Raw genomic sequence first — 23,954 nt, 5'->3', positions numbered from 1 at the left:
GTTACTGAAACATAATATCAATACATTTATGTATAATAGTTAACTAGGTGAAGAAGGAAAAAGAAAATCTGAAGTTGGAACTAGTGGAGCTTGTTCAGAAATGGGCACAAAGCATAAGTCTGTATGACCAAAATTACCGGGTGCTTACCCTACTAATTGAACGGTATAAGACAGATTCTTACTTCTCTCAGGAGAAAACAAACAATCATTCCTTTGATGAATGTTGCCAATTGCTGTTTCGAATGCAGCACAGCCTGGTTGAACTTGAAAGAGAATGGGACCAGTTTGATAGCCAATTACCTACTCAGGAAGCCCTACTTAACCGGCATATTGCCATCATTCAGGACTTAAATCACCAAATGGAAACAGCAATAAGTCATTTTGGGCTTTATCATTCGTAGCTTCTGAGCACCCATTGGTAGGTACTGAAGCTACGCTAATGGAACGAAAAAGTTCAATTAGGCTATCCTGTAAATGTGGATCAATCTGATCGATGCAACGATAGGCAACTTTAAATACGTACCGCTCCAGAGTATCCTCCATCGCGCTTGTGTTGGGGTGCTCAGGCTGTTCCATAACAAAATGATAAACAGAGTCTTTAATCGATCAACTAGTCAGTATCGATTTCAGTCAAAACTAATTCATTTTTTATGTCTTCTTAATACCAATACAACAAACCCTTTAAAAATGTTACATTAGTAGCAAGCTAATGGTGATTTTAATGAAGATTTACTCTATTACTACACTAAAATTGTTCTTATATAACTTATTATTCAGTATTTCTGCATTTACCCGTATTGGGCTGGATTGCCGGAAGTAACCTTAAAACTTTTGATTAGTACGTAGTAGCCCATTGAGGTGGTCATGTTTATCGGCACATTGACTTTGTCAGATTTGTATAATACTCTTGTTTAAATTGTTCAGGGCTTTTGTAACCCAGCGACGAATGCTTTCTCTCCTGGTTATAATAGACCTCAATATAGTCAAGAGTTCAGTGCGTGTATCATCTACGCTCAGAAACGCTCCGCCTTCAGGCTGCTCCAATGAGTATGCGAGACAATACGTACGTAGATTTTAAATGAGGGCAGCGAATAGTCCCGTGGCGGCCGCAGCGGCTAGGGCTTCTGCCAATTGGTTTCGGCGGCTGCTTTTAACTTCAAATACCGCTGCATCGGCCGGGTCAGCTTGCCTTGGTAACTCCGCTTGCTATGCGGCTCAAAGAGCCACTGACGGGTGAGTTCTTCTAATCGCTCTAACTCCTCCAACCGGCGCATCACTGCCCGAAAGGCCCGATCCTCCTTACTCATCTGCTGGCTCCGGTAAAGTGCGCCCGCAATGCCCCAGCGCGAAACAAAGTAACGACTGCCCAGATACAGCCGTCGGCACCGACGACCCGTGATCGGACACAGGGCATACCAGATCCCACCGCCCCGCCCTAAATTACTCGCCTGCCGAAGCAGTGGAATCACCTGATCGATACGACCGCCAAAATGATCATAACCCAGCCGCAACCAGCCACGGGTGGCCTCCTCGATGGATTCCTCATCGAAGGTGATCTGTAGCTCTATTACCCGAACCGGACAATAGTGCTGGTTGCTCACGAGCCGCCCACGACTGCAGCCGCTGAAATAGCCCTCCTCTTTGAGCCCCTGGAGGTCAATACTGAGCCGATCGTCGAAGGATGGAATTCTCGTTTTCTGCCGGGCCATGGAACCAATACGATTTTTAAAGGCAAACCTAACACGCTAAAGAAACTTTTTCACAAAACTATCGTAACCACCTCTTATACAGCAATATGATAGTTTCTTTATATTAGAATAGCCACTACGCAGAAACCTATTTTTCAGGGGGCTATGAGCCGCTGCTGCTTCCTTTGGATAGGGTCGTTTCTGGCGGCTCTAGCTGACTACCTGTTGAGCTACCCTAAGCCGCTGCTGCTGCCGCTAAAGACGGGGGACAATAATATCCGGCTTACCTCTCGGGGAAGGCACGTCGGCTACAATTCATAGGCAATACGCAAGGCCTGCTCATCAACCGCGCGTTGATAGTAGGTTCGAAAGGGTAAACGGCTTAGCTCATAGGCCATACCATCCCTGCCCAGCGGTAGCGGCCGCAGCAAGCCCGCCCGGCGTAGCTCGGTAAAGAGAACTCCATCGGTCGGCGTGAGCGTACTTTCCTTTAATAAAGGCTGTGAGTACGATTCCTCCCAGGCTAAACCGTACTGCTGGCAGTCGCTGGCCAGCGCAATCAGAAACGTATCACTGCCCAGGTAGGAATTCGACAATAGGATAGCAAAGGGAATCTCCAGATCAAGAAGTTGCTGGAGCTGACTCGGTACATTCATCAGATCGTTTGGGTTGGTATAAGCGGATTAATCAGGTAAGTGAACTGGTAAGACGCTACTGAGAGAAAAACAACCGGGCCCTGCCAGGAAACAGGGATGGTAGTTAATACCCATGGGCAGTGACGGTTGAGGTTGGAGATGAGCGAGCCGCTAGCTGGCGGATGGTCCGGGCGATTAGATAACTACGAACCGTATCAGGTTGCTGCTGTTGCTGAGGTGGCAGAAAACGAGTGACCAATACCGTAAAAGCGGTCGGTTCCATTTGTGCCAGCCGCAGCAGCGTCATTCGAGCCGCAAAATGCACATCGGCGCGCTGGTGAGTAATATCCAAGCCGGTGATAGGGCACAAACGAATTAAGCGCTTCTCGTGCTGAGATCTTTTCTTGGGGGTACGATGAACGTTCCTGGCTAGTTGTCGAACCTTCAAGGCAAGAGTAGCGCTTTGTCGACGGACATCTAGCTTACGCTGCTCTTGCGTCAGGTATCGCTTAGCAAGCTGATCATAAATCGTTCGATTCGTCGTATAAAACTCCTTCAGCGTTTTGGCTGTGATCAACCAGGTGTCTGCCCGCTGGTGCGAAATATCCAGCCCTGTGATTAGGCATAGACGCGGACTGGCAACTTCAGTTTTTACCGGCTCAGAGAGAACCGATCCATCAGGCTCAGGTTGCGCTGATAGGGCAAGCGGTTCGCCTGATTTGAAGCTTACCGGCGGGTCAACCCATAGCGGCTGCAGCGGCTGCCAAAGTAAGCCGGGCGAGGGAGCTGAAACATGGGAGGATTTCTCCCCTTCTGATTGTGTTAAAATACCGCCTACATTCGATGTTCCACGGCTAGAATCAAGGCTCGTTTCTGACGCCCCGCCAGTGTCCCAATTTAACACTATACTTAAAGGGTTAATTTGGGACACTTTGCCATTTTCAGACCCGGTTAATTTGGGACACTTTTTGACGGACTGCACAGCTGTTCCACGGACTGCCGTAAACCCGATTACCCCGGTTAATTTGGGACACTTTCGGTGTAGTCCCGGCTCGGTCACCTCGGTTAATTTGGGACAATTACCCGCTGTCTCAAACTGACGCTGCCAGGCCATCCTGTAGTCATCGATCGTCACCTGTTGCTGGGCTGATAAGCTCGTTAACTGCTGCCACTGCTGATCAATCAGCGTTGCTACCTGATCGGGCCAATCAGCCCCCTGGCGCAACTGAGCCGCCAACTGGCGAAAGCGTCGCTCCATTCGCTGCAAGCCTTTTCGCTGTCGCTCGTATTGCTTGCCTGCTACTGAATCCGGCATGAGCCAGTACCTGGGATTGCGGCCGTTCTGATAAAGGTCTCGCTGGCGAGCACTCAACCGGGCCGTGTTGAGACTGGGCTCATCAAAAAGAATATCCTGGAAGGTAGCCACCAATAGCTTACCTAAAGCCCCATAGAGCTCTGTGTTGAGCAGATCCGCTAGCCAGGTAAGCCGAATATTTTGCTGAGTCAGGTATTCCATCTTGAGAACCTTTACCTCTATACGTAGTACGTTAGGCGCTAGGCCTGGCACCTGCTTTCGGTATTGAGCGCCCTTGTCGTATAACTTGACGACATAGCGTTGGGTGTAGCATTGGTAATAATCAAAGCCCTCCCCCGGCTCTTTGGTAAAGGGCCGGTATTTATAGCCGACGAGATTATTGAGGACTTGCTTAACGGGAAAAGGTAGGACCACATTAACGCCAAACTCAAGGTTATTGAGTCGGGAGGTGAAGGGGTTTATAGCCAATCGAGTCACTAACTCATCGATCGTTGTCGCGAGCTGGGGTAACGAAAAGGTGTCGGCATTGTGCCGCCCCTGGTTGTGGTAGCGGTGCAAGCTACCTTTTAGCTCGCAGCGAATGGTATCGCTTTGCCTGGCCTGCACTAATGTAAAGGTCAATCCCCGATCATTGGCTTGACGGGGCCGATCGATCACAGCACCGGTTCGTTCATCGACAGCCAAGGGGAACAGCAACTGCTGATTCGCCAATAGGTCGTTCGCTGCTACGGACAGGTTGAGTATTTTGATGCCGTCAATCATAGCAAAAATATTGAGGCCAGTTGACCCTTTCGAGTTAGATAAGAATTCCGTAAGTGCTAAAGCTTTCACTCATATCCATTGCTTGGTAGCTATTATTAATAATTAGCTTATACCTTCCGCTGCCAACGTAGTATTCTTGTCGAAGACATCATGTGAGCTTTGGCCTCTTTAGACATCAAACCGTAACAAGTAGGATAGACTAGCCATGCTTATAATAAGATTGTAATCGTAGCAAGAAAGGATCAACGTTTGGTCCTACCATTCTTAACTTCTTTCATTGCTTCTACTACATCCTGCCGACGGTAGCGTACATTACCATGAATAGTTAAACTCTGTAGAATACCCTCAGTTGTTAGTTTGTGGAGCGTTACTAATGAAATGCGTAACAACTTGGCCGTTTCCTTCCGAGTGAGAAAGTCCGGATGTTGAATCTCGTCAACCATTTGAATGGACTTAGTCATTCCGCAACTGTCTAATTCAGAACGAACAGCCTGGCGAACGACTTCGTTAAGCTGCTCAGGAGTAATATTGGCTATTTGGATGATTTGCTGAATCATAGTTTAATTTGAGTAAGATCGACACAAATAAACAAACAAATTACAAATCATTCGTCTTTACTGGAACAAAAACACAATTATTTTTCCAATTTATGCGTACCAATAAGATAATCTCAACAAGCAAGATACTGTAAATCAGAAGAAAAATAAGAAAATCACTTTATTGCATTATTGAAATTAAAATTTCAAATAATACTCACTAGACGGTACTTATCTACCTGATTTGCAAGAAAGGCTTTAAAGGGGGATTCAAAAACGGGCTATCTACAGATAAAATTCTCCACCATCAAATTCGCTTATCGAACTACTTTGATAGCCGAATCCGAAAAGAACGAATGCCCCAATAAACGAATAGCCGTTTCTTCACTCGACACTTTGATATACTTCATGAATGATGTTTCGGTTTTGTGTCCAGTCATCTTCATAATATCAATGGTCGACACACCAGCTTTATAAGCGTTTGTTGCGAACGAACGTCGAGCCGTGTGGGTAGTCACAAGTTCCCACTTCTGGAGGGTTCGGGTAACGCGTACCCCTCCCTGTGTTCGGGCAGTCTGAACCAATTCAGTTAAGCCCGCTAACTTAGCTAGCTCCTTAAGATATTCGTTGAACTTCTGATTAGTTATAACACGGGGCGTTTGATAGTCATACTTAGCTAAAATGGCCATGACTTTCAGGCTAACTGGAATTGATACTTTGGCACCGGTTTTCTTCGTGAATACGGTAAGGATGTGGCCACGGAGTTCACGAATTAAATTTTGGGGGCTCAGTTGGATGAAGTCCGAGAACCGAAGGCCAGTATAACAACCGATGAGAAAGGTATCTCGAATCAAATCAAGTCGGGGCTTTGTACTTAGATCGAGTTCGTATAGCTTTTGTAGATCCTCCTCGTTTAGATAGATCGTTTCAACTTCTTCCTGGATTTTTTTAAAATCTTCATGGCGAAATATTTCATTATCGGTTATACCATCACGGTGAGCGCGCTTGAGAATTATTTTCAAATTCTTAATCAAATTGCCGATAGTGTTAAGAGAGTAATTATTGGCTGTCAGGTGTTTCTTGAACTTCTCATAAAAAACCATCGTAAATGCATCAAAATCAATTCGTTTGGGGTACACTTGTTGAAAGGCAATCAGATGGTTTATCATTGTCCTAAAACTTTTCACCATAGCATCTGAATACCTGCGGTTCGCCGAAGTAAGTTGCTTTCCAGCTTTACAGTCATTAAGAAACTGTTCTGCAAACTCAAAAAACGTAACCATTTTAAGCTGGTCGTTTTCCGGCTTAGTGGGCCTTTTTTTAAACTCTTTGTCAAGATACAAACGTACTTCTTCTACAGTAGGCGCTAAATCTGCTAAACTGAGTTGAGCCAAAACTCGGTTTAACGTTGAGCGATATCTAGCTAGCTGAGCATTTATCACTAGATAGGGCTCCCGATCTTTTCGATTTTTCTGGTCAGTACGAGCGAGTTGAGTAGTTGCATCCCACTGGCTTGGATGGATTGATTCACCTGTCGAGTACTTTAACCGATCATTTTTGTAGCGGTAGAGAAGCATAATAAGAGTCGTTTTATCCCCATTTGGCTCCTTGAGCACAAATCGTGACTTTTCAGATCGAGTCTGCATTTTCCTTGATCGGCCGTTAATTCGTATACTTAATCGCTGAATACAGACGTAAATATATTACCAGGGGACGGTATAGGGGACGGTATTTCTTTATTTCTTTTAACTAATCCGAACTGCCACGAGGAAAATAAGCCATGTAACTATCTATAAATCAGTAGCTTTTAGTACACATAAATAAAATACGATAAATATATTGGTATTCCCGTCGGGACCACATACATTACACACAAAAAACTAAAAATCAGCATATTACATCAAATTGTGCTATATAGGTAAAACATAAGTAAAACTTTCCGCGTCTTACTATATTTCTAGCTAGTTTTAATTTCTTATATTCATACATGTAACCATAAACAGAGTAATAATCCTGGCATAATCTCTTCTACTTCCTCCATTTCTGTTTAAGATTAATAATTTTTTAGTGCGTCAATCAACCGTTCCCTGATCTTTTCCCTAAACTCCTCAGGTTCTAAAACTTCTACGGCTTCTCCTAGCCTGAGTAGCTCAGCTTCAAACTCGTAGTTTGGAATAATATTGAACGTAAAGATCGAATGGTCGTCTACCTTTATTTCTTCCTGGGATGTATGAATAAGCTTTGTTCGGACATACGGTGCAGAAATTGAGGATACTTTGATTTTGATCGTTTGTAAACTTCCTCCTTCCTGAAGGGTAACCCCTACAATGGGTCCGAAATAGGTAGCTGGATCAAAATCAGTGTTATGCCGGTAGGCTTTTCGGCATGGAGTCATTTTATCTACTCTGTCAAGAGCCAAATTGGCGACTTTGGTCCACTCTTTAATCCAGCCGAATACATACCAACGCCCTCTGTATTCCTTTAAATAGTAGGGGTGTGCTTCCAGTCGTAAAGACTCAATTGCTTGAAAGGGTAAGTAGTCAATAATCAATGACTGCTGGTCCCGAATGGCTTCATAAAGTTTAGGGATATGCTCAGAGCCTTTCACGAGTTCGATTTGTTCAAAAGCAATAATTTCCTCACCAGGGTCGTAATAACGCACTTTACCTTCCATTTTCAACAAAATGCGTTCAATATCCCGAAAGTGTGGAACACCTCTGAATTGCCGTAATAAGCTTAAGGCCTCTCCCAAGTGGTTCATATCCTGGGTGTTCAATGCTTTTTTCTCTATGCTGAACGTGGGATCGGAATAGAAATAGCAGCCATTCTTACAGTCAATCGGCGCTTCATAACCCAGCGGTGGATCACTGCGCATTATTCGAATGTCGTCTTGTATCTGGCGCTTCTTAATTCCTTTACTGATGTTATGATGGTCTCTGAGTTCATCAGATACTTTCTGAACAAGCGCTTCTAAAGTCCATTGTCGGAATCGATTCTGGAAACAGTGGTCTAACACCCTGTACCGGAAACTGGCATTTTTATTTGTGGGCATTTTTTTAGGCTTTCTGTAAAAATGCAGAAAGACTGCATTTCATGCAACGAGCTTTGACCTATTCTTAACAATCGTAGGATCAAAGCTCAATATGGCACTTATTACTGAAGAACAACTTAGGGCAAGGGTTCAGAGTCAACCCGTACAAAATCGGTCTGGTGACCGGATTTATAATGTCCACGCTAAAGCGGAAACATTGCTGTCAGAGGCTCGAAGCTACCAGAATTCTACCAAAGCTACTCAGGACACATTCGATATCTTTCTGTCGCATAGCACTAAAGATGCTGAATTGGTGGCCGGTTTAAAACTACTCCTTGAAGATCTAGGCTTTAAGGTCTACGTTGACTGGATCGAAGATCCACAGCTAAGCCGTGCCCATGTAACCAAGAACACAGCCAGGGTCTTGCAGGGGCGAATGCGGCAATGCAAAACGTTGATCTACGCCTTTTCCGAAAACTCTTCAGAATCACGGTGGATGCCCTGGGAGCTGGGGTACTTTGATGGTATCAAAAACAAAGTTGCTGTCATGCCAATCGCTAAAGGCTCCCGTTCAGACGATTTTAAAGGAACGGAATATCTGGGGCTGTACTACTACATCACGATCGATAAAATCCAGAATAGTACGCAGGAGGCTATTTGGGTACACGAGAGCACTAAGGTGTACGTAGCGTTCGACAACTGGTTTAAGTTCAATTCTCAACCCTATCAACATTAACTATAAACAACTAATGAACACGTCACCTGAAATTGAATCCTTTATTCGGGATTATGTAAAGCATTTATCGGAAGGTAATGCCGCTATTTTCGCGGGAGCGGGCCTTTCACGCGGAGCTGGCTTTGTCGACTGGAAAGAACTGCTGCGGGAAATCGCTAAGGACTTAGGTCTGAATATCGATGACGAATACGATCTGATTTCCATCGCCCAGTATCATGTGAATGACCGGGGCCGGGATAAGATTAAAAACAAAATTCTGAGCGAGTTTTCGGACGAGGAAGACTTAACACCCAATCATAAGATCCTGGCTAGGTTACCGATCAATACGTACTGGACAACGAACTACGACCAGTTGCTTGAACGAGCCTTGAAAGAGGAGCACAAGATCGTTGATACGAAGTATACGATTGACCAACTCCTTACCACTCGCCCGCGCCGGGATGCTGTGATCTATAAAATGCATGGCGATGTCAATCACCCTGCCGATGCCGTAATAACGAAAGAAGATTACCAGGTCTACCACTATACCCATGAACCGTTTATTACCCTGCTAAACGGTGATTTGCTATCCAAAAATTTCCTGTTCCTAGGCTTTAGTTTCACTGATCCGAATCTGGAATATGTGCTGAGCCGCGTAAAACTCAGACATGGAAAGCAGGCACGAACGCATTATTGCTTCATCCGAAAGCACCGTGCAAGTGATTCCGACTGCCCAAATGAGGCAACGCTGGCTTATAAGCTACAGAAGCAAAAATTGTTTGTAGATGATTTACGGCGATACCAGATTAAAGCCTTGCTAATCGATGATTATGACGACATCACTGAAATCCTACGGGAAATAGAGACACGTTTTAAGAAACGTACGGTCTTCATTTCGGGCAGTGCTGCTGATTATGGGCGAATGGATCAGCAACAGGCCCAGGGGTTCATTCATAATTTGAGCAAGGCGCTCATCAAAGCTGGCTATCGCATTGTGAATGGCTTTGGTTGGGGTGTAGGCAGTGCGGTTATCAACGGGGCCCTTGAAGCAATCTATGAACGCCCAGATAAGTACACCGACGATCAACTGATTATGCGGCCATTTCCCCAGTTTAAAACGGGCGCTAAGGAATTACCCGAATTGTGGACGGAGTACCGGCAACGAATGATTGCGGAAGCGGGTGTGGCGGTTTACGTGTTCGGTAATAAACTCCAAGACGGTCAACTTATTGACGCACCCGGCGTTCATGAGGAGTTTGAAATAGCCAAAGCACAAGGCGTAACGGCAGTACCCATAGGCTCTACTGGCTTCATGACGGAGCAAATATATAGGGAGGTTGTCAGCGAGTATTCGGCCGCTCTTTTCCAGCAACATTCGGATTTAGCGGCTATGTATTCGGAAATCGGTGATTCTGACCGTAGCGACGCAAAAACGATTCAGTCGGTAATCAATATCATAACTAAACTTCAGGACTAATGGCACGAAAAGTATTTTTCAGTTTTCACTACACGCGTGATTCACACCGGGTAGCTCAAATCCGCAACTGTAACGCGGTATCGCAGCACTTCGAACGGACGCCTTTTCTGGATAGAGCCCAGTGGGAATCCATCAAACGGCAAGGGGTAGCCGCCATTCAGAAATGGATTAACGACAACATGAATGGAACTTCGGTGGTGGTGCTTTGCTTCGGTCTGGAAACCTATAAACGGCCCTGGGTAATTTATGAGCTGGAAAAAGCACATAGGGAGGGCAGGGGCATTGTAGCGATTGATATGAGCGGTATGAACAATATGCTGAATCAGTATGACGGCCCCGGACCTAATCCACTCGTTTATGCAAAGGATGCCTTAGGCAACCGCCTATCATCGCACGCCAAATACATCACTTATCATTGGGGGCGTGATAATGGTAGGCTCTATATCGATAATTGGATTGAAAAGGCGGCTCAACTGGCTGGCCGATGAGTCGGGTAAATAAAAAAGCCCTGGCAAGCTGCCAGGGCTTCAATTATAGCTGTTTCGTTAAAATACGCACACGTAATTACTTATCTGAACGGGCTTGATTTCTTTCACCCCGCTTAGAAAGGTTTGCACATCCACCTGCTTAACGGTGGGCTCCTCAGTTCGAACCGTGTTGTTATGGTGCTTCTGAGGCTTCAAAGACTTTACCAAAGATTCGCCCATAGTCTGCTATTAGTTTATCCTTCTGTTCTAAGAATCGTTTTTGTAGTACAAAAATATAGCTGTTTTGAGAATATCCAAATGCCTGCCATCGGCTATTTTGAGCACCCGTAACCAGTTGCATCATAGCCAGATAGGCCTTGTATCTCCGGTTGTCATCGTCGCTATTCTCGTTAAACATGGTTGCTGCCTGAAAGCCAAAAGTCATATCAGGAAACTGCTTACTCATATCAACAATAATGGCAAGAATTGTACCAGCTACCCGATTTGCCTTACCGACTTTAGTTAAATAACGGTAGACACTAATCGTTTCGTTCCTGATCTTACGCTCTTTGTTTGAGGTAGTTGCGTAAAAATCTACCTTAAAAAGCGTGTCGGAGTACTGCTTTACCTGGACAATTATTTTTCGTCTACAGTTCGAATTGCGAACAAAGAACTTGTAGATGTATTCGTATTGATAATACTTTTCCGGGTCGCTTTGTTTCCTCCAATCGCCGAGTTTGTTTCTGTTTCGTTGGACAAAGCGAAAGGGTAAAGGGCTATCAAACATATAAAAACGCTTCGAACCATAATAAGAACCCAAACGTCTGGGCTTACTCCTCCATAAACGCCAGCGACGTTTGTCTGGTCTTTTTCTTCCCGGCGGTGTTGGCTGCGGCTTTGATCTTTTCCAATAGTACCGAAGCGGGTTCATCGGTAGGGTCTTGCGGGACCAGCTCACCCCGGAAGGCTTTGGCCAGCAGCGCCTGCGGTAGCTTGTCGATTTTCTCTTTCAGCGAAACATACTGCGCTTCGAGCGCATCCGCTTTGGCAAATAAGGCTTCAACACACCGGACAATTTCTTGTTGTTCTTCGAGGGGTGGTAATTGAATAGGTAAGCTAATTAAAGTAGGCTGATTAATCTTTGGCATATTACCTGTTGTTCCAGTTGCTCTTTCTCTTAAATAATTTCTTGATTTACTACAGGAAAGAACAAAATATAAATACTGGGTAAGTATTATGCTTTGATTAGCCCTTACTTTTATCATTAAGTCAGGATATATAAATTCATTGGGTAAATTGTCGTATATTGCTGATACACCTACATAATCGATTGTGTTTCCGCGTTGGATTAGTATGTCGTTAGGTTGCAGCCAAAAATGAGAATCTTTGCTTATAGGTTCATCAAAATATTTATAGTGATTTGGGGAAAATTTTCCTAAAGTTGTAGAACTTAATGTTAATACTTTAAACGGAGTTTCGTAACTAACAGGATTTGCCGAATAGCCATTTTTAGGCTTACTTTCAATTATATCCGCTAACGTAGTTTCTTCCCATCTCTTAATATCTGCCTCCGTCAACTTCCCCGTTACGGCTTGGGTAAGAACGGTTTGGCGGAATTTCTTGAGCAGTTCAGGAATGCGGGCTAAGCTCGTTTTCAGTGTTCCCAAATGCGCAAAGGCCGCATCTAATTTGGCCACAATGCGGGTTTGCTCGGCAAGGGGAGGGAGGGGGAAGGGGAATTCTCTAAGGTATCCTAAACCAACGAATTTTTGAGTGGTTCCTTTAGCCTCTTTTAGCATTTTATCTTTAACCAAAGGGCTATTTAAATAGTAGGCTAAAAAGTTAGCTAATACCTGACTTTTAGGTTTAAATAGAGCTACGTTTTTTATAGCAAATACTGGCTCTGCGGCTACAATTGCTGAATTCCCAATTGTACCAATCATAGAGAATAATAAATCTCCTTTATCGACTTTACTCCTTTTATTAATTTCTAAAAAGTCTTTTTCAGATATATAGTTTATATCATTTACATCAATTTGACCATTCTTTATATTTTTGGAAGTCACCAATTGGTATCCTGATTCAGTATACTTGGGGGAATCGTGAGTTCCATCTCGAACATCAAAAACTTCAGTCAGGGACGTTTCAATCCACCCTTCCGGCAATTCGTTTTCCATTATCCCAGCAGTTCAATAATTTTTTCTAATTCGAGGTGCATGGCTTTTAGCTCGTTGGCAGCTTCGCGGGCTATGTCGAGCGGGTCGTCGTCGTGCGTGCCGTTGGTGTGGCTGTCGTCGGCAATCAGGCCCAGGTCTAGTGAGTCATTCTTTTGGGCAATCTGCTCGCGGGTGAGGCAGCTAAAACGCGGGTCGGTGATGGCGGCTCGCTTAGCCGTGTCAACCGTGCCGTCGTACTGCTCGCTCAGGTCGGCCAGGTCGATGCCACCCGTGTAGGCCCGCACAAAATCGGCAAAGGCCGCGCGCGTAAAAGGCGTACGTTTGCCGTAGCTGGGCATGTTGGTCCGCATGTCGTAGAACCACACCTGCTGGGTGTTGCCCGTTTCGGTACTGCCGCGCTCAAAAAACAGTACGTTGGTTTTTACGCCAGCCGCGTAGAAAATGCCCGTCGGCAGCCGCAGAATGGTGTGCAGGTTGCACTTATCCATCAGGTCGCGCCGGATTTTGCGGCCATCACCATCTTCAAACAGCACATTGTCGGGCAGTACTACGGCGGCACGCGCTCCCCCGCGTTTGTGCAGCGAGCGGTAGATGTGTTGCAGGAAGTTGAGCTGTTTGTTGCTGCTCAAAAACGTCAGGTCGTCGCGCGAGGGGCGTTCGCCACCCTGCTTGGTACCAAACGGCGGGTTGGCTAGCACCCCATCGAAATTCCGAAAACCTTTACCCAGTTCGGAAAGCGTATCGCCCAGGTAAATGGTGCTTTCCATTTCGTGTAGTTTGGCGTTCATCAACGCCAGCCGGTGGACATCCTGCACCAACTCGCAGCCACTGAAGGCGTCGTACTTCTGAAAATGCCGGTCAGCGGCATTGAGATCGTAATAACCGTCGTGTTTCAGGCGCAGGTACTGGTCGGCGGCAATCATAAACCCAAACGTACCAGCCGCTGGGTCGTTCCAGCGTTCACCCAGGCGCGGGGCTACCAGTTCTACCATTACGTTGATCAGTGGGCGCGGGGTAAAGTACTGTCCGGCACCGGATTTTTTTTCCCCGGCATTTTTCTCCAGTAGCTCTTCGTAAATCGTTGCCAGCTTGTCGTGTTCGTGTTCATCGAACCAGTTCAGGTTATCGATGCTGGTCACGAGCGTTTTGAGATTGACGGGTTTGCGCAGTGTGGTAGAGGCATTGGTGTAGATTTCCTTCACCGCTTCGTTGGGCGACTTGGTCGAGATGGTCGCCAGCAGTTCGCGGTAGGTATCGAACAGCTCTTTGTTGTCGGCAATGCGGGTCAGTTTCGACCAGCGGTACTCTTCGGGAATATCACTCTCAAAGGCTTTCAGCTCCGACAGGCGTAGAAACAGAATGTAGGTAAGCTCGTTAAGGTACTGGTGATAGGTAACGCCATCGTCGCGCAGCACGTTACACAGCCCCCAGAGTTTACCAGCAATATCTTCGGCACTCATTTGTTACGCAGTTTGTGGGTATAAGTTTTGATTGATGGTTTGAATAACCTGACCAAGCTGGTTGTTGAAGACCTTGTTGATCACCGAAAAACCGCCCTCATCCTTAAACGGCTCTTCATCGAGGTTTTCGACCTGGAGCACCGTTTCGGCCAGCAGTTGTTTTTCGAATCGATCAATCCACTTGAGTTGTATCCGATTCCAGTTCTGCATGGACCGTACCTTCCCAACCGCTTTTTTGATCCGTTCTTCGTGCGACTCCAACGCGCTCCCAACAGCCAGCGTCCGAATCATCGAGATAATATCGGCACCAATGTCTTCATTCCGGGCTTCTTTCCAGGCCGTCTTCAGGGCTTTCGGGTCATAGCCTTTCTGCGCCAAAGCTATCAATAATTCCTTTAGGGCGCTTCGGGTCAGTTCAGTCGGTCGGGTACAAACAATGTTCAGCGCAGTGATGGTATTCTGATTGTCGCGTAGAAACTGGGCAAAGCTATCGAGGTAATCGGCTGGCTTACTGGCAATCCCGTACCCGGTTTCCATCGCCACAAACTCATCTTCATGATTGGAAAAATAAATCGGATTTCCGGTAAAGGTCAGGCTATCGAGGTATCGCCAGAGGGCGGTAAATCGGGCCACCTGGCTACGGCTCTCGGTCAGCGGCTGCTCCCGAAAAGCCTGGATAAGCGCATCGGGGCTTTTGCCACCTGCTGTGTAGGTGAATTGCTGCACTTGTGGGTCGGTCATATTATGCTTCTTCCGCTGGATTTTGGCAATGATCTGTTCCAACTGCATCTTAGCCCGCTCGTCGGAATCGATTTGCGGCAGTTCGGTAGCAAGTTGATCAAATGTAGTGGCCGGATTTACCACCACCGGTTTCATTTGAGTGTAGTTTTCCAGGGCTTCGTAGAGCCTGACCGCGTCATAAATGCGGAAAGTTTCCTTCTTTATTTCATCGCATCGACGGGTGGCCCGACCCAGCATTTGCTCATACAGAATCCGGGATTTTACCCGGCGCAGAAACACGATGTTACAAATGGCCGGTACATCAATACCCGTGGTGAGCAGATCGACCGTAACGGCAATGGTCGGGAATTTCTCGTTTTTATAGCGGTTCAGTTGTTCCTGTGGATTATAGGATTTGCCCGTAATCTTCTGGATCGCATCGTCGGACACGCTAACGCCAATTTCCCGGAATTCCTCTTTCAGCAGACGAACGACTATATCGGCATGATCGTCGGTAGCGGCAAAAATCAGCGTTTTTTCGTCGCCATCCGGGTCCAGTTGCTGAACCAGTTGCTTCACCACAGTTCGGTTGAAGTTTTCGGTAATCACCTGTTTGTTGAAGCCCACGATGTCGAAATGCAGCTCATCTTCCAGTTCGGCCAGTTCGATCACCTCATTCGTTTCAGGATCGTAGACGGAGGGCTTTTCACCTTTATCCCACTTGATACCCTCCTGGCTCAGCTTCGTTTTGATCAGAAAAGGCGGGTCATGGTCGATCAGATACCCATCGATCACAGCTTCCCGGTAGGAGTAGGTATAAATGGGTTTGCCGAAAATCTCGGTTGTATGCAGGGCAGGGGTAGCCGTTAGCCCAATGGCATAGGCATCGAAATAATCCAGCACCTGCCGGTATTTGCTGACATAGTCCTGCTGATTTTTGAAATTGAGCCCTTCCTCGTCAATTTCCCGGTCGAGCAGGTAACCCCGGTGGGCCTCGTCAATGATGATGCAGTCGTACTGATCGACAGCGGGAATGGCATCGTCGGTATCGTTCTCGAACAACCGTTTAACCATCGACTGTACCGTCGCAAACTGAAGACGGGTGTCGGCCGCTGGAAGTATATGTTTTAGCTCCTTTACGCCGTAGATGTCGGCAAAGGTGTTAAGGTCAACGATCTTGTTGTCTTTAAAGGCATTGATGGCCTGGGTACCCAGTAGCGTCCGATCAACCAGAAACAGGATACGGTTAAACCGATTGGTCTGGATCAGGTGATAGCATAGTCCGATGATCGTTCGGGTTTTGCCGGTACCAGTCGCCATTGCCAGTAACGCTCGTCGGGAATCGGGATTCCGAATGATCTGATTTTCGACGGCCTGGATCGCCTTAATCTGGTAGTTTCTGAGATTAAGCCCGCTTTTACTTTCCAGAAAATCGAGCGGTGAAGCAGCCAGTTTCTGATTGGCTTCCAGAATGTCTTTCTCCCGAAGCTTCACCAATCCCTCCGGTGAATACCAGCCTTGTAAAGGACGTGCCGAATTGGTCGTTTTCCGAACATCCAGAAACCAGATACCACTTTTGGTTTTGATCTGTTCCAGATAGGGTCTGCCATTGGTGGAAAACAGGAACGGCACCCGGTAAGTATCCCACTCGCCTAACAGGGTAGCCCCGTTGGTTGCCTGCACATGTTGAGCATACAGTTTGGTTTGCCGTAGATCGGTAGAGATGTCCTGGGCGTATCGCTTGGCTTCGATCAGGCCATATAGCTCCGTACCCACAAACAGCGCGTAATCCGCCCATAGAGACCCGGCTGGCCATTCAGCAATCGCCCGGTTTTTTCCTTTCTGGGGCAGGGATTTATGGAGTTTAAAATTGAGGGTAGGCGTATCGACTTCCCATCCGGCTTTACGAAGCATCTCATCAATCAACTCGCGGGTCTGAGCCTCGGTCATTTCAATCCGACGGGCAGCCTGTTCGGAACGCTGTTGAATCGCCTGCTGCTGCTGATCGGACAGCCCGTTCGTTTGTCGTTCAGACAGTAGTTCAGACAACCTTTTCTCCAGAGCTTTATAGTCTTCTTCCAGCTTTTTACGTTCGGCCTTATCATCAACAAACTCCGGCTCCCGAAACACCAGCATGTAAATATTCCGGTTTTCCTGCGAATAAGTTTCATAAAACCATTTGGCAACCGTAAAAGCCGCCTGTAGTACCTGGTTGGCGTCGGCGGCTGAGCCCAAATTTTCATGCACAGCCGGATTTCCTTTTTTCTTGATTAGAAATAAAAGGTCTTTAATAGCAAAAGGCAGTAGCTTTTCGTCAACCAGGGTAACAAGCCGATTATGAAAAGAATTGTCATAGGGGAATTCTAGTGCATGTTCCTTAAACAGAAATTCGGTTAATTTTTCGCCAAAAGTACGCAACCGGGTTAGGCAATAGACAGGATCTGGATGGTAATATTGTTCGGCCGTACTGCCAATGTTAAAAAGAATAGGAAACTCCGACTCTAGAAACGTAAAATTGGAAGGCATAAACGGTGGATTACTATGTGGATAATCACTAAAGCTAATGTTACTATAAAGCTGGCCTATAACCTATCCTATCTATTATAGAAATAAAAAAATCTATCATAACCCTTGTCTCCCCTACACTAGATAATAGCCTGGAACTCCCAAATGACATTTTTATAGTAGATTCATTCACTTACTGGTTTTGAAAGCTATGGTGTCTGTGCCGAAATTCGCAGCTACTTCATAAAACCAGCGCAGAAAACCTTACTCCGATGAAATTACTATACACCTTTCTACTCCTGATAGCTATTAGCAGTTCTGGTTTATTCGCCCAATCGTCGCCAAAAGGGAAAAGCAAACTCATTCGAACGCTCATCGTCGATGGCCAGAACAACCACGATCAGTGGCCTAAGATTACGTTTATGATGAAGCGTTATCTGGAAGAAACCGGTAAGTTTTCGGTCGATGTGAAGCGAACCTATTATACCTGGAACGGCGACAACCTGATTGACAAATATAAAATTCCGGGTACGGAGGGTACCAAAGCCCTACCGAAATCAAAAGCCGACTCCAGCTTTCACCCCGATTTCTCAAAATATGATCTGGTCATCTGCAATTTTGGCTGGAATGCCGCCCCCTGGTCCGACGAAACCCAGGCCGATTTCGAAAACTTCATGAAAAAAGGGGGTGGTCTGGTCGTAGTTCATGCAGCCGACAACTCGTTTCCGCTCTGGCCTGCCTACAACCGAATGATTGGCCTCGGTGGCTGGGGCAACCGTACCGAAAAAGATGGGCCTTATGTCTATTACGACAAGGAGGGCAAACTAATTAAAGATACACAACCAGGAAACGCCGGATCGCACGGTGCGCAACAGGAGTTCCTGATTACGGTTCGGGATGAGAATCACCCTATTACCAAAGGTATGCCGCTCACCTGGATGCACACCAAAGACGAGATGTATGACCGGTTGCGCGGCCCCGCCGAGAATATGACCGTGCTGGCAACTGCTTTTTCGTCGAAAGAAAACAAAGGTACCGACCGCAACGAACCGATGCTGATGACGATCAACTACGGAAAAGGCCGGATTTTTCATACGCCAATGGGCCACGTCGATTATTCCGTCGAATGTGTGGGGTTCATTACCTGCCTGCAACGGGGTGCTCAGTGGGCCGCAACCGGCAAAGTCGACATTCCGATTCCTGCCGATTTCCCAACGCCAACGGCTACCAGCAAACGGAGTTTTACCGAGTAGTAAACTACTGCATTCGCTCTAAAAGGTTTTTGAAACCTTTTAGAGCGAATGCTGATCTGGTATTAATAGCTTTCGTTCTGAACCAGATAACCGGGTAAGTTCGACGCGCCATCGATAGCCGTTTGCGGAATGGGGAAAATCCGCTTACGGGGATTGCTATCGGTCTTTTCGGTCCAGGTGCTTTCGTATTTACCAAAACGAATCATATCGGTCCGGCGTAGCATTTCCCAATACAATTCAAAACCACGCTCCCGATACAACAGATCAAGGTTCATGGTTGTCAGTGCAGGTGGTGCCGTGGTGAGCGAACGAGCCGCCCGAACGGTGTTCACATCGGCCAGCGCACTGGCGGCATCATTGCTTTTTCGAAGTTTGGCTTCGGCCCGCATCAGGTACACATCGGCCAGACGAACAATGGAAATGTCGGCATCGCCGAGGTTACGGCCGCTGGTCGATTTCTTGCTGAACTCATATTTCTCGACCCGATAACCAGTGCTGTAATCGCTCCCGGCTACCGTAAAGTTTACCTGCTCCGTAAAGTTCACCGGAACCGTTGGCCTGTTTCGGGTTACGTTGTATAGTTTACCAACCTTGTATTTACCGTCGGGACACTTCAAAAACGCACCGTTAACCCGAAGCAATCCATATTGCTGGCCGCGCAGTATTCCCCGATTGATGTTGAAATCGGCTTCGGCTACGCACGAATCGGCCGGATTCGAATAAATCGACAGGTTTTGCCGATAAAATCGCGGATCGACCGATGGGTCCTGCGGGCTGTAGGCGCTAACCCAGGTCTGGTAATAATCGGGCGTAATGGCCGGACCATCGGTACCGTTAGCCGCCGGATAGGCCGGAATCGGAAACTGATCGCCCGAGAGCGAGAAATAGGCCAGACGGTTGTTTCCGTTGAGCTCAGCTCGCTGATCGACAGCGAAAACCAGCTCTTTATTAGTGTGATTGTCCTGATTGAAAATCGAGAAATAATCCTTCGATAACTGATACTGCCCCGAGTTGATAATTTTATCGCAGTATTCGACCACCTTGTCCATATCGGCCGACTGGAACGTAAACTGGCTGGCATAGCGGTCGCGATACACAGCCGCGTTTAGATACAGCCGGGCCAGCAGCCCCCAGGCAGCGCCTTTGCTCAATCGGCCAGGCCCAACCGTTGGCAGCAGCGTAGGTTCAACCGCCAGCAATTCGCTCAGTATGTAGTTATAGGCTTCTTCTCCGCGCAGAATGGTTGAATTAGCCTGTGGATCATCCTTCACAAATACAACTCCGAACAGATCGAGCATTAGCATATTGTAGTACGCCCGCATACCCCGCGCTTCGGCCAGATACACCGGAGCATTGGCATCTTTCAGCGTAGGAAGCGTGTTGATGGCCGAAACCGAACGTGAAATGCTTTGTACAATAAAATTCCAGGTATTCAGCAGATTAGGATCAGTGCTGGTATAACTGTGCTGGTGCATGGCCAGATAAATACCATTATCGCCCCAGTCGGTCCCCCCTCGATACGGCAGAATAGCTTCGTCGGTCGAAATTTCCTGAATAGCAAAATAGTTGGTATGCAGAAAAATATTGGGCAGCAAGGCATACACAGGAGCAATGTTTCCGTCGGCGATCTGCTTATCCGACAGGCCCGATACCGATGCTTCGTCCAGCACGTTTTCGTCTAGCTTGGTACAACTGTAAGTACCCGACAGACCGATCAGTGCCAGTATAGAGAATACTATTTTTTTCATGTCGTTTTAGAATGTAAGATTCAGTCCGAAGATGATAGAGCGTGCTTTAGGGTAGCTGAGGTAGTCGATACCGTACGACGAAATACCGTTGATGGTTCGGTCGGTGTTTACCTCTGGATCGTAGCCGTCGTATTTGGTAATTACGAACAGATTTTGCCCCGTAACCGACAGCCGGATACCATTGATCCAGCGCCCCATCCCAATTAACTTCGGACTCAGGTTGTAGCCCAGCGATAGGTTATTTAGCCGGAAAAAGCTACCATCTTTCAGGAACCGGGTCGATACCGGTGCCGAGTTATTGACCGACTCCTGCGGGTATTTGATGGCTTCGGCCGTGGTGTTCAGCCCTTTCGACAGGCGCAGCTTATAGAAGTTAGAGTTGGCCGTATTGTCGTACACCTTGTTGCCCGACACACCGTTGAAGTTGACCGCCAGATCGAAGCCTTTATAGGCTACATTTCCGTTGATATTGAACTGCTTTTTGGGCAATGCGCTTCCGGCCGCAATCCGGTCTTTGTCGGTAACCAGTCCATCGCCGTCGACATCGCGATAGGTACTGATGCCCTTCTCATCGAAGCCGGTAAAATCTTTCAGGAAGAATGTACCGATGGGCTGGCCGTTTACGTAGCCGTTGATAGTAGCCGACGTCAGACCCGAGCCCTGCGCTGATCCCGATGTAATAACCGAATAGGGCGAGTTACGGACAACGTTGTCGATAAACGTAATATTACCGCCAATATCGAACCGGAAACCGCTCAGAGCCGCGTAGCGATACATCAGATCGAGTTCAAGGCCCTGGTTAGTAATGCTCATGTTGGGCACATTGGTCCAGTAAGTACTGGCTGGCTGAACCGGATCGGCCGGGATTACTTCCAGCAGAATTTTGTTCGACACTTTCCGGAAATAGTCGATCGACCCCGACAGTGCCCCTTTCAATACCGCAAAGTCGAGACCAATATCTGTCTGCGACGACACTTCCCACTGAATGTCGGGATTGGCCAGACGCGTGTAGGAAATACCAGCCGGGTAGCTGTTGGTGCCATCGAGCGGATAGCTGGTCGTCGACGATACCTGTGCCGTATAAAGCGCCTGCGTAATTTTGGCCGGAATCTCCTGATTACCCGTTTGGCCCCAGCCCGCCCGCAGTTTCAGATCGGTGAACGGTCCCGACTTCAGGAACCCTTCTTCCGACAGTCGCCACCCGGCCGAGAACGACGGGAAAACACCGTATTTGTTGTTCGAACCGAACTTCGACGAGCCATCGGCCCGCACAGTGGCCGTTACGAGGTATTTGTCTTTGTATTGATAGTTGATCCGGCCAAAAAACGACTGCAATTCGTTTCGGATTGCCGATCCCGTTGGGCGGTTATTCGCCAGCGTCAGATCCTGTCCTAAACCCGGATTGTAAATTGGCTCAACGGGTGTAATCGGGAACTTATTGATGCTCCAGTCGCGGGTCTGAATAAAAAACTTCTGATACGAATGCCCCAGCAAAGCCGTCAGGTTATGATCTGACCGGGTCAGTGTATACGTGAAATAGTTCTCGATCAGCGTGTTGCGATTTGTGGTGTAGATCGTTTCCAGACGACCATCCTGTTGCGGCACCGCATTGGCCAGCGATTGCAGGTCGCGGGTCGAGTTCGAATAGTCGACGCCCAGGTTGAGTTTGTAAACCAGATTTTTCAGAATCTTGAACGAAGGCGACACGTTGCCAATAACCCGTGTGGTGGTGGTGATGTCTTTCTCCAGTTTCAGCGTAATCAATGGATTTACACCGCCCTGATATTGATACGGATTGCCGGTCGAATCATAAGCCGGATAGGTGGGATTGGCCGAGATAGCGCCCCCAATCAGGCTTCCAATAGGCGGACGTTTGTTTTCGGTATATGATGCATTCAGGTTTACATCCAGCGTTAGCCGATCGTTCAGCATCCGTTGCGACGCATTGATCCGGCCCGTATAGCGGTCGAGCTGGCTGTTTTTCAGAATGCCCTGCTGATTCTGAACGCCCACCGAACCGTAGTAGGTCAGTTTGTCGGCTCCACCGCTGAACGATAGATTGTGGTTCCAGGTATGTGCGGTTTGGCTAACTTCTTTCTGCCAGTCGGTCGAAGCGCCCTTATCGTCCAGTACGCCACCGACGGCTACAACTTCCTTTCGATACTGATCGGCCGAAAACACCGCCAGTGGCCGCGCCATTTTCGAAATACCCAGGCTCGACGACAACGTCAGCGAAGCCGCGCCCGATTTCCCTTTTTTGGTCGTAATTAGCACGACCCCATTAGCTCCTCTGGCACCATAAATGGCCGTTGCCGACGCATCTTTCAACACATCGATCGACTCAATGTCCTGTGGATTAAGAAAACTCAACGGATTTGTTGCTCCACCTGTGCTGGAGTTATCGAGCGGTAAACCATCGAGCACAAACAGGGGCGTACTGCCGGTTCGAACGCCACCCGGCCCCCGAATGGTAATGGTTTGTGAGCTTCCGGGCTCACCACTTGCCGACGTCACGTTTACGCCCGCCACTTTTCCCTGAATCAGTTGCTCCGGCGAATTTATTATTCCCCGGTTAAACTCGGTTCCTTTGATCGATTTCACGGCACCGGTCATGTCTTTTTTGGTGGTGCTTCCATAACCGATTACGACTACCTGACTCAGTTCGGCTGCCGATGTTTTCAGGGCTACATTAATGGTCGTGCGTGGTTGGCCGTTGCCAGTGTTAACCGGCACTTCCTGCGAATCGAATCCGATAAAGCCGAAAACCAGTACCGCCGAATTGCCATCGGGAATGGCAATCTGGTATTGCCCATTGGCATCGGTTGTGGTTCCACGCTGCGTTCCTTTCAGCACAACGCTACAACCCGCCAACGCTTCGTTGGTGGTGGCATCTGTAACACGCCCGCTAATGATGATATCAGCCACCGTGTTAGAACCTGCAGAATGAGTAGCTATTACTGTTGTTTTTAACGAATTATTGGCCATTGTTCTGAATGATATGGTGGCCAGTAATAAAAACAAGAGTATACCCAAACGCTTCATTAAATGATGAAATAAGTAGTAATGAGGCATACAGATGAGTGTAAGTTTAAGGGTACAAAGTTCAGGATAACGCCTTATTGCGAAGGAGTACCTGCTTAAAATTAAAAATATCTTAACCTGTATATTCTACTTATTTCTATAACAAAACACTTATCCCATAAGCACCACAAGCCAAAACGAAATCAATACCCTAATAATCAACAATATATACAAGAATAAATTTAATTTAACAGACAGAAAACGACTTAAAATGAGCTTAACTTATGCGTAAAAATAGCTACTGGAAATGCTCCGCATTTTCAGTAAACATACTTATGTTCTACAAAATCGTCGATAGGGAATATATGGAATAGTACCGCCTTTAATCATTTTTCCGATGCCAGCATTATCCATTTATTAAGTCTATAGCCCGTTGCCGGTTAA

General features: G+C 47.1%; 17 protein-coding genes. 5 read left to right on the top strand and 12 right to left on the bottom strand.

Annotated features, from left to right (window positions below):
- Positions 1 to 47 precede the first annotated feature (47 nt).
- Positions 48 to 401 carry a hypothetical protein gene (locus WBJ53_RS04730; protein WP_338874908.1) on the top strand — a complete coding sequence of 118 codons (354 nt, stop codon included), beginning with the start codon at positions 48 to 50 and terminating at the stop codon, positions 399 to 401.
- A gap of 714 nt (positions 402 to 1,115) precedes the next feature.
- Here WBJ53_RS04730 and WBJ53_RS04725 read toward each other — a convergent pair.
- From WBJ53_RS04725 to WBJ53_RS04700, 6 genes are all read right to left on the bottom strand, one after another.
- Positions 1,116 to 1,709 carry a hypothetical protein gene (locus WBJ53_RS04725; RefSeq protein ID WP_338874907.1) on the bottom strand — a complete coding sequence of 198 codons (594 nt, stop codon included), beginning with the start codon at positions 1,707 to 1,709 and terminating at the stop codon, positions 1,116 to 1,118.
- 287 nt (positions 1,710 to 1,996) lie between these two features.
- Entirely contained in the window at positions 1,997 to 2,344 is a 348-nt protein-coding gene (locus tag WBJ53_RS04720; RefSeq protein WP_338874906.1) for a hypothetical protein, read from the bottom strand.
- A 103-nt stretch (positions 2,345 to 2,447) separates the two neighbouring features.
- Positions 2,448 to 4,400: a hypothetical protein gene (locus tag WBJ53_RS04715; RefSeq protein WP_338874905.1), complete on the bottom strand. Its 1,953-nt coding sequence runs from the start codon at positions 4,398 to 4,400 to the stop codon at positions 2,448 to 2,450.
- Positions 4,401 to 4,642: 242 nt separating this feature from the next.
- Positions 4,643 to 4,957 (bottom strand): helix-turn-helix domain-containing protein, encoded by a 315-nt coding sequence (locus tag WBJ53_RS04710; RefSeq protein WP_338874904.1) that lies wholly within the window; start codon positions 4,955 to 4,957, stop codon positions 4,643 to 4,645.
- Positions 4,958 to 5,253: 296 nt separating this feature from the next.
- Complete coding sequence (locus tag WBJ53_RS04705) at positions 5,254 to 6,513, bottom strand: site-specific integrase (RefSeq protein WP_338874903.1); 1,260 nt, start codon at positions 6,511 to 6,513, stop codon at positions 5,254 to 5,256.
- 476 nt (positions 6,514 to 6,989) lie between these two features.
- Complete coding sequence (locus WBJ53_RS04700) at positions 6,990 to 7,988, bottom strand: WYL domain-containing protein (RefSeq protein WP_338874902.1); 999 nt, start codon at positions 7,986 to 7,988, stop codon at positions 6,990 to 6,992.
- A 91-nt stretch (positions 7,989 to 8,079) separates the two neighbouring features.
- On the opposite strand from WBJ53_RS04700, the gene WBJ53_RS04695 reads away from it, so the two are divergent.
- The 3 genes from WBJ53_RS04695 to WBJ53_RS04685 are packed head-to-tail and all read left to right on the top strand — an operon-like array spanning position 8,080 to position 10,647.
- Entirely contained in the window at positions 8,080 to 8,703 is a 624-nt protein-coding gene (locus WBJ53_RS04695) for a toll/interleukin-1 receptor domain-containing protein (RefSeq protein ID WP_338874901.1), read from the top strand.
- A gap of 13 nt (positions 8,704 to 8,716) precedes the next feature.
- A complete protein-coding gene (locus WBJ53_RS04690; protein WP_338874900.1) occupies positions 8,717 to 10,159 on the top strand; it encodes an SIR2 family protein in 1,443 nt (480 codons plus the stop codon).
- Positions 10,159 to 10,647: a TIR domain-containing protein gene (locus WBJ53_RS04685; protein WP_338874899.1), complete on the top strand. Its 489-nt coding sequence runs from the start codon at positions 10,159 to 10,161 to the stop codon at positions 10,645 to 10,647. The genes WBJ53_RS04690 and WBJ53_RS04685 overlap by 1 nt, the downstream gene beginning before the upstream one ends.
- A gap of 172 nt (positions 10,648 to 10,819) precedes the next feature.
- On the opposite strand, the gene WBJ53_RS04680 is transcribed toward WBJ53_RS04685, so the two are convergent.
- From WBJ53_RS04680 to hsdR, 4 genes are read right to left on the bottom strand one after another with little or no spacing between them, the layout of a single operon-like run.
- Positions 10,820 to 11,446 (bottom strand): hypothetical protein, encoded by a 627-nt coding sequence (locus WBJ53_RS04680; RefSeq protein ID WP_338874898.1) that lies wholly within the window; start codon positions 11,444 to 11,446, stop codon positions 10,820 to 10,822.
- A 10-nt stretch (positions 11,447 to 11,456) separates the two neighbouring features.
- On the bottom strand, positions 11,457 to 12,803 hold the full coding sequence (locus WBJ53_RS04675; RefSeq protein ID WP_338874896.1) for a restriction endonuclease subunit S: 1,347 nt from the start codon (positions 12,801 to 12,803) through the stop codon (positions 11,457 to 11,459).
- Positions 12,803 to 14,263, bottom strand: coding sequence for an N-6 DNA methylase (locus WBJ53_RS04670; protein WP_338874895.1), 1,461 nt, complete (start codon positions 14,261 to 14,263; stop codon positions 12,803 to 12,805). The genes WBJ53_RS04675 and WBJ53_RS04670 overlap by 1 nt, the downstream gene beginning before the upstream one ends.
- A gap of 3 nt (positions 14,264 to 14,266) precedes the next feature.
- Positions 14,267 to 17,509, bottom strand: a complete 3,243-nt coding sequence (gene hsdR, locus WBJ53_RS04665) for a type I restriction-modification system endonuclease (protein ID WP_338874894.1) — start codon at positions 17,507 to 17,509, stop codon at positions 14,267 to 14,269.
- Between the two features lie 251 nt (positions 17,510 to 17,760).
- On the opposite strand from hsdR, the gene WBJ53_RS04660 reads away from it, so the two are divergent.
- Positions 17,761 to 18,741 carry a ThuA domain-containing protein gene (locus WBJ53_RS04660; protein WP_338874893.1) on the top strand — a complete coding sequence of 327 codons (981 nt, stop codon included), beginning with the start codon at positions 17,761 to 17,763 and terminating at the stop codon, positions 18,739 to 18,741.
- A gap of 62 nt (positions 18,742 to 18,803) precedes the next feature.
- Here WBJ53_RS04660 and WBJ53_RS04655 read toward each other — a convergent pair whose 3' ends face one another.
- Entirely contained in the window at positions 18,804 to 20,489 is a 1,686-nt protein-coding gene (locus WBJ53_RS04655) for a RagB/SusD family nutrient uptake outer membrane protein (RefSeq protein WP_338874892.1), read from the bottom strand.
- A 6-nt stretch (positions 20,490 to 20,495) separates the two neighbouring features.
- Positions 20,496 to 23,474 carry a TonB-dependent receptor gene (locus WBJ53_RS04650; RefSeq protein ID WP_338877154.1) on the bottom strand — a complete coding sequence of 993 codons (2,979 nt, stop codon included), beginning with the start codon at positions 23,472 to 23,474 and terminating at the stop codon, positions 20,496 to 20,498.
- Positions 23,475 to 23,954: the final 480 nt, after the last annotated feature.

It is taken from the genome of Spirosoma sp. SC4-14, from assembly GCF_037201965.1.
GTDB lineage: Bacteria > Bacteroidota > Bacteroidia > Cytophagales > Spirosomataceae > Spirosoma.
Note: the sequence above shows the minus strand (reverse complement) of the source record. Positions and strands in the feature narration are given on the sequence as shown.